This is a genomic window from Pseudonocardia sp. KRD291 (genome assembly GCF_019263595.1).
Lineage (GTDB): Bacteria > Actinomycetota > Actinomycetes > Mycobacteriales > Pseudonocardiaceae > Pseudonocardia.
Map to the genome: position 1 here is coordinate 23,550 of NZ_JADQDD010000039.1, position 6,644 is coordinate 30,193.

At 69.7% G+C, this 6,644-nt stretch carries 7 protein-coding genes; 2 read left to right on the top strand and 5 right to left on the bottom strand.

Annotated features, from left to right (window positions below):
- The first annotated feature begins 24 nt into the window (after positions 1-24).
- Positions 25-828: an enoyl-CoA hydratase/isomerase family protein gene (locus tag I4I78_RS08410; protein WP_218610662.1), complete on the top strand. Its 804-nt coding sequence runs from the start codon at positions 25-27 to the stop codon at positions 826-828.
- Positions 829-862: 34 nt separating this feature from the next.
- Here I4I78_RS08410 and I4I78_RS08415 read toward each other — a convergent pair whose 3' ends face one another.
- Genes I4I78_RS08415 through I4I78_RS08425 form a run of 3 tightly spaced genes read right to left on the bottom strand, consistent with a single transcriptional unit; the run spans position 863 to position 4,094 of the window.
- Positions 863-2,464: an AMP-binding protein gene (locus tag I4I78_RS08415; protein ID WP_308251976.1), complete on the bottom strand. Its 1,602-nt coding sequence runs from the start codon at positions 2,462-2,464 to the stop codon at positions 863-865.
- Positions 2,465-2,505: 41 nt separating this feature from the next.
- Positions 2,506-2,931, bottom strand: a complete 426-nt coding sequence (locus tag I4I78_RS08420; protein ID WP_218610663.1) for a Zn-ribbon domain-containing OB-fold protein — start codon at positions 2,929-2,931, stop codon at positions 2,506-2,508.
- Positions 2,928-4,094, bottom strand: a complete 1,167-nt coding sequence (locus I4I78_RS08425) for a thiolase family protein (protein WP_218610664.1) — start codon at positions 4,092-4,094, stop codon at positions 2,928-2,930. The genes I4I78_RS08420 and I4I78_RS08425 overlap by 4 nt, the downstream gene beginning before the upstream one ends.
- A 79-nt stretch (positions 4,095-4,173) precedes the next feature.
- Between I4I78_RS08425 and I4I78_RS08430 the strand changes: the two genes are divergently transcribed.
- Complete coding sequence (locus I4I78_RS08430; protein WP_218610665.1) at positions 4,174-4,704, top strand: PaaI family thioesterase; 531 nt, start codon at positions 4,174-4,176, stop codon at positions 4,702-4,704.
- Between the two features lie 14 nt (positions 4,705-4,718).
- Here I4I78_RS08430 and I4I78_RS08435 read toward each other — a convergent pair whose 3' ends face one another.
- On the bottom strand, positions 4,719-6,293 hold the full coding sequence (locus I4I78_RS08435; protein ID WP_218610666.1) for a long-chain-fatty-acid--CoA ligase: 1,575 nt from the start codon (positions 6,291-6,293) through the stop codon (positions 4,719-4,721).
- Positions 6,294-6,329: 36 nt separating this feature from the next.
- A partial coding sequence (locus I4I78_RS08440) for a hypothetical protein (RefSeq protein ID WP_218610667.1) occupies positions 6,330-6,644 on the bottom strand: 315 nt, incomplete at its 5' end.

A 6,644-nucleotide genomic window follows, 5' to 3' on the forward strand; every position in this document is an offset into this window, starting at 1 on the left:
CACATCGACGAGCGAGGAGCTCCCGTGGACTACGACAAGTACGAGTACCTGACTTTCGAACGCCCATCCGACGGCGTCCTGCTGATCACCATCAACCGGCCGGACCGGCTCAACGCCACCAACAAGCGGCTGCACTGGGAACTCGGCAACGTCTGGCTCGACGTCGACGCCGACGACGCGACGCGGATCGCGGTGATCACCGGTGCGGGCAAGGCGTTCTCCGCCGGCGGCGACCTCGACATGGTCGTCGACCAGGTCAAGGACTTCAAGCAGATCGCTGCCATCGCCAAGGAGGCCGCCGACCTGGTCTACAACATCGCCAACTGCCAGAAGGTGGTGATCTCGGCGATCAACGGGGTGGCGGTCGGCGCCGGCCTGGCCGCAGCCCTGATGGCCGACATCTCGGTGATCGCCGAGGACGCCCGGCTCACCGACGGGCACCTCCGGTTGGGTGTCGGCGCGGGTGACCACGCAGCCATCATCTGGCCCATCCTGTGCGGTATGGCCAAGGCCAAGTACTACCTGCTCACCGCCGAGTTCATCGACGGCAGGGAGGCCGAGCGGATCGGGCTCGTGTCGCTGTGCCGGCCGGTGGCGGAGGTGCTGCCCACCGCGCTGTCCGTCGCGGAGAAGCTGGCCGCGGGTCCGCAGCACGCGCTGCGCTGGACCAAGCGCTCGCTGAACCTGTGGATCCGCGACGCCAGCCCGATCTTCGAGGCCTCGCTCGCCTACGAGATGCTCAACTTCTTCGACGACGACGTGCTCGAGGGCGCCACGGCGATCAAGGAGAAGCGGGCGCCGAAGTTCCCCTCGGTGTCCGGCGGCTGACCGAACACGTAGCGCCCCTGCGCGGCGCGGCCGGTCAGCCCTGGAAGTGCTCCCGGTGCTGTTCGCGAAGCACGTTCTTCTGGATCTTGCCGGTCGCGGTCCGGGGCATCTCGTCGGCGAACAGCACCGCCTTGGGCACCTTGAACCCCGACAGCCTGCTCCGTGCCGCGGCGAGCACTTCCTCCTCGGTGAGTTCCACACCGGGCTTGGGCGTGATGATCGCGGCGATGGCCTCGGACCACCGCTCGTGCGGCAGCCCGATGACGACGACCTCCTGAATCCGGGGCTCGGCCTCGTAGAGCGCCTTCTCCACCTCGATGGACGCCACGTTCTCGCCGCCGGTCTTGACCACGTCCTTCTTGCGGTCGGCGAACCACAACAGCCCGTCGGTGTCGAACCGGCCCACGTCGCCGGAGTGGAACCAGCCGTGTGCGAACGCCTCGGCGGTGGCGTCGGTGTTGCGTAGGTAGCCCTCCATCGCGTGCGGGCCGCGGTAGACGATCTCGCCTGTCTCGCCGTCGGGCAGCAGGTTGCCCTCGTCGTCCATGATCCCGACCTGGACGTTGGGCACCGGCAAGCCGACCGATCCGGCGTGGCTGAGCTGATATTCGGGTGGGAACACCGTGGTGATCGGGTTCATCTCGGTCTGCCCGAAGCCGAGCGCGAAGTCGCAGCCGAACACCTCCATGGCGCGGCGCAGGTCGGTGTCGGGCATCGGGGCCATCGCGTAGAGGGCCAGCCGCAGCGTGGACAGGTCGCGCTTGTCGATGTCGGGGTGGTCCATCATCATCCGGTACATCATCGGCAGCCCGAAGATCTGGGTGATTCGCTCGGACTCGATCGTCGCCAGCAGAGCGGCCGGGTCGAACGCGCGCATCAGCACGAGCGTGCCGCCCATGTAGAGCAGGCCCGTGGTGAAGCCGTTGAGCTGCGCGGTGTGGAACAGCGGCATCATCGCCACCGACCGCTCCTTGCCGTCGATCCCCAGCACCAGCGGGGCGTTGAGCGACTCGATGTAGACCGCGACGTGGCTGCTGACCACGCCCTTGGGGGCGGAGGTGGTGCCGCTGGTGTAGAGGTAGCTGATCGCGTCCCGGTCGCCGACCAGGCACTCCGGCTCGCCGGTCCCGGCGTCCCCGACGAACGTCGCCAGATCCCGCCAGGTGCCCGTCGACCCGGCGGCCCAGTCGGCCCCGGCCCCGGGGGCCACGACCACGTCGACGACACCGCTGCCCTCGGTGCGCTGCAGCGCGCCGTCGACGAGCCCGGCGAGCTGGCTCTCCACCACCACGCCGCGGGCCCGGGAGTGCTCCAGGACGTAGGAGACCTCAGACGGTCCCCACGCGAGGTTCACCGGCACGCAGACGACACCGGTCTTGGCGCAGGCGTAGTAGGTCGCGAGGAACTCCGCGCTGTTGCCGCTGGCCAGCGCGAGCACGTCGCCGCGCCGGTAGCCGGCAGCCAGCAGCGCGTGGGCCAGCCGGTTGACCTCCGCGTTGAGCTCGGCGTAGGTGAACCGGCGGGCGCCGTCGACGACCGCCTCGCGGTCGGGGTTGCGCCACGCGCTGCGGGTCAGCATGTCGCCGACGTTGACCCGGGTGACGAGGTTGGCGTGCAGGTCGTGGTCGATGGTCACGATTCCTCCGAAGGGGTGCGGGCGGGCCCGGCGTCGGCGGCTCAGGATGCGGGCACGAAACGGACCAGTCCGATGTCGCCCACGCGCTCGAACGCGGCGCGGACGGCCATCCCGGGGACGACGGATGCGGGATCGCAGTGCTCGACGGTGGACAGCATCTGCGGGCCCTCGGCCAGCCGCACGATCACTACCGTGTAGGGCGCGCTGCGGGGAAGGTCGTTCCACGGGGGCCGGCTGACGACCGCGGCGACCACGACCGTGGCCTCACCGGAGACGTCGGTCCACCGCAACCGTGCGGAGTGGCAGCGCGGGCAGAACGGGCGAGGGTAGTGGAACAGCAGGTCGCACGCGGTGCACTGGCGCACCGCGAGCCTGCCCCGGGCCGCGGCCTCGAAGTGGCCGCGGTTGACCTCATCGACGCGCGGCAGGACCTCGGGATCGGCCAGGCCGTCCAGGTAGGTGGTCACGAGCCCTCCAGAACGACGGTGACGTGGCTGCACAACATGGATCCGTACGCGTGCACGACGGCCCGGTCGGTGCGGTCGACCTGGATGCCGGCGGCCCGGCCGGTCATCTGCTGGTAGGCCTCCAGGACTCCGCAGATGCCCGAGGCCGTGCCGGAGTGCCCGAACCGCAGCAGGCCGCCGTTGGTGTTCACCGGCAGTCGTCCGCCGGGCCGCGTGGCGCCCTCGCGGTAGAGCTCGACCGCCTTGCCGCGCTCGGCTAGGCCGAGCTCTTCGATGAGCATCAATGGGTTGGAGCTGAATGCGTCGTAGAGCTGGGCGAGGTCTATATCAGCAGGCTCTAAACTGGCCTCGGCGAATGCCTTGTTCCCGGAGCGGACCGCCCCTGTCCGCGACAGGTCGGGCATCGAGGTGAGGAAGCCGTGGGTGTGGCCCTCGCCGATACCCACTACGTGCACCGGGCGGTGGCGCAGCCCCGGGGCTCGTTCGGGGGAGACCAGCACGAACGCGCCGCCGCCTTCGCACGGGATGGAGCAGTCGAGGTAGCCGAAGGGCCCCGCGATGTGCCGGGCCTCCAGCACCTCGGCAACCGTGATCCGTCCGGCGCCCGCGCCGATGGCCGTCGGGTGCGCGACGGCCCACTCCTGCTGGGCTGCCACCGCCTCGGCGAATACCTCCCGGCCCTGGCCGACCTGGTCGAGCCAGGACTGTGCGATCAACCCGTACAACGTCGGGATCGACGGTGCGTAGGGCAGCTCGTAGTCCGGGTGGCACGTCATCGTCATGAGGTTGCGGCCGACATCCCGGATCGGCGGGAACACCCCGGCGGATACGCACAGCACCGCCGAGCACTGCCCACTCTGGATGGCCCGGGTGGCGACGCCGAGCATCGCCAGGTGGCTTCCTCCACCGAGTTGCACGCCGAGCTGCAGGCCGAGGTTGTGCAGTCCGAGCGAGTCCTGGATCTCCTCGGACAGAAAAGTGTGCTCGACGGACTCGCCCATCATCGAGCCCACGCACAGCAGGCCGTCGACGTCGTCGGGCGCCATGCCGGCGTCGTGCAGGGCCGCGACGGCGGACTCGAGGTGCAGGCCGAGGAACGGGCGGTCGAGCCGGCCCGGGGAGACTTCGGCGAAGCCGGCCAGTGTGGCGAGCGGGTCAGACATGCTTCGGGACGTTAGCAGTGACTAACATCGCTGACCACCAGCCGCGTTATTCGGGCCGGGTTGCGATACCGTGACGCCGGTGAGCCTGCCTGCCCGGCCGGGCGCCGTCCCGGCCCCCGTTGAGTCCCCCGACGGCGCTGCGCCGTTCGGCATCGAGTTCGACAAGATGTTGTGCATGGGGTGCCGGCCCGCCGGCCGGTGCCGGTTCGGCCTCGTGCTGCGTCGCGGCGAGAACGGCGCAGTCGAGGGCACGGCCCGGTTTTCCGCCGAGCACGAGGGTGCAGGTGGCGTCGTGCACGGCGGTTCGGTGATGGGCGCGCTCGACGAGGCGTGCGGGGCGGTGACGATCGCGGCGGCCGTCCTGTCGGTGACCGCCGAGATGAACGTGGCGTTCCGGCGGCCCGTCCCGCTGGATCGCGAGCTGGACGTGCGGTCCTGGCCGGAGTCCCGCGACGAGCGCGGGCACTGGACCATCCACGCCGAGCTGTACCTGTCCGGCGACGACCGGCCGCTGTGCCACGCCCGCGCCCGATTCGTCGAGCGCGACCCGGCCGAGCACTACGGCCGGTTCAAGGAGTGGCTCGACGGTCGGGGAAACGCCGCGGGCTGAGCGCGGTCGCCGGCTCAATTGACCCCCCGGTCCTTCCCGGCCCAGTACGGGGCCCGCAACTCGCGCTTGAGGACCTTCCCCGCGCCGGACTTGGGCAGCGCATCGGCACGGAAGTCCACGGTGCGGGGCACCTTGAAGCCGCCGAGCCTGCCCCGGCAGTGCGCGACCAGGTCCTCCACCGAGGGCTCCGCGCCGGGCCGCGGCACGACGACGGCGTGCACACGTTCGCCCCAGGAGCCGTCCGGAACTCCGATGACGGCCGCTTCCAGGACGTCCGGATGGGTGTAGAGCACGTTCTCGACCTCAGCCGAGTACACGTTCTCCCCGCCTGAGATGATCATGTCTTTGACCCGGTCGACGATGTAGACGTATCCGTGCTCGTCGGCCCACGCCGCGTCGCCGCTGTGATACCAGCCCTCGGCGTCGAGCGCGGCCGCCGTCTCCTCCGGACGGTTGAGGTAGCCGACCATGATGTTCGGGCCTCGGGCCCAGATCTCACCGACCTCCCCCGGCGCGGCTCGGGTGCCGTCCTCGCGGTGGATCTCCACCTGCACCCCGATCACCGGCGCCCCGGCCGACCGCAGCCGTCCGGCGAACGGCTGCTCGCCGGACGCTCCGCGCCGGTGGTCCTCCGGAGTGCACTGGGTGAGCAGCGGGGCGGCCTCGGTCATCCCATAGAGCTGGCTGAACTCGCACGGCAGCAGCTTCATCGCAGCCTGCTGGAGTTGGTCGGGCATCGGTGAGGCGCCGTACAGCAGTAGCCGCAGGCTGGACAGGTCACGGTTGGCGGTTCCCGGATGGTTCACCAACATGTTGATCATCGACGGCACGATGAGCATCAGGGACACCCGCTCCCGCTCGATGACCCGCCCCACCAGATCGGCGTCGAAGCCGGGGACGAAGACGTGCACCCCGCCAATCCACGTCACTGCGAAGGTCTGTGACCCGTCAGCCAGGTGGAACATCGGCCCGGCGTGCAGGTAGCGCTCGTTCTGGGTGTGCCGGATGGCGAGCAGGGCGTGCTTCGCGTTCGCGACCAGGTTGCGGTGGCTGAGCAGCACGCCCTTGGGTCGCCCTGTCGTACCACCGGTGTAGAAGATGCCGGCGATGTCGTCGGGGGCCGGCGTGACCGGCGTCCCCGACGCGTGGGTGACCAGCACGTCATGGGAGGCCATGCCCTGAGGGGCAGGGCCGGCGCCCATGTGCACGAGCGTGGTGAGCGTCGGGCACCGCTCGAGCAGCGTGCGCCCCACCTCGAGGTGCGTGTCGTCCACGGCCAGGGCCACGGTGCCGCAGTCGTCGATGATGAAGGCGAGCTCCTCCTCGCTGAGCCGGAAATTGAGGTCGTTGAGGATGGCGCCGATGGTCGGCACACCCAGCCAGTACTCCAGGTGTCGGTGCCCGTTGAGGGCCAGCACACCGACCACGTCGCCCATGCCGATGCCGAGTGACTGCAGCCCTCCGCCGAGAGCGTCGACCCGCTCGGCCAGGGTCGTGTAGTCGAACCTGACGTCGCCGTCGATGACCGCGGAGCGCTCGCCCGCGACCATCGCGGCCCGCTCCAGGGCCCATCGCAGAGACTCGGTCATGGGGGTGATCCTCCAGATCTTCAATCGTGACGATTATCACGATGGTGCAGGTATGATGGTGGTCCACAGGTCCGTCTGGGTGAGCGAGGCGAAGCGCGAGAGCATAATCAGTGTAATGATTATGTGATGATCGAGTGAAGTGAGACGCGATCCGGGTGTGGCCGGCTGACCAAGGACGGCGAGCGGATCGAGTTGCGTGCGCGAGTGTCGGGCGCCGGGTACGAGCCGGAGACGGCGCTGCAGTTCCCGCCCCCGGTGACCGGATGGACGACGAATGCTGGGGAGATGACGATGCCAGGTGTGGACGGTCGGGTGGCCATAGTGACCGGGGCCGGTCGCGGTCTCGGCCGC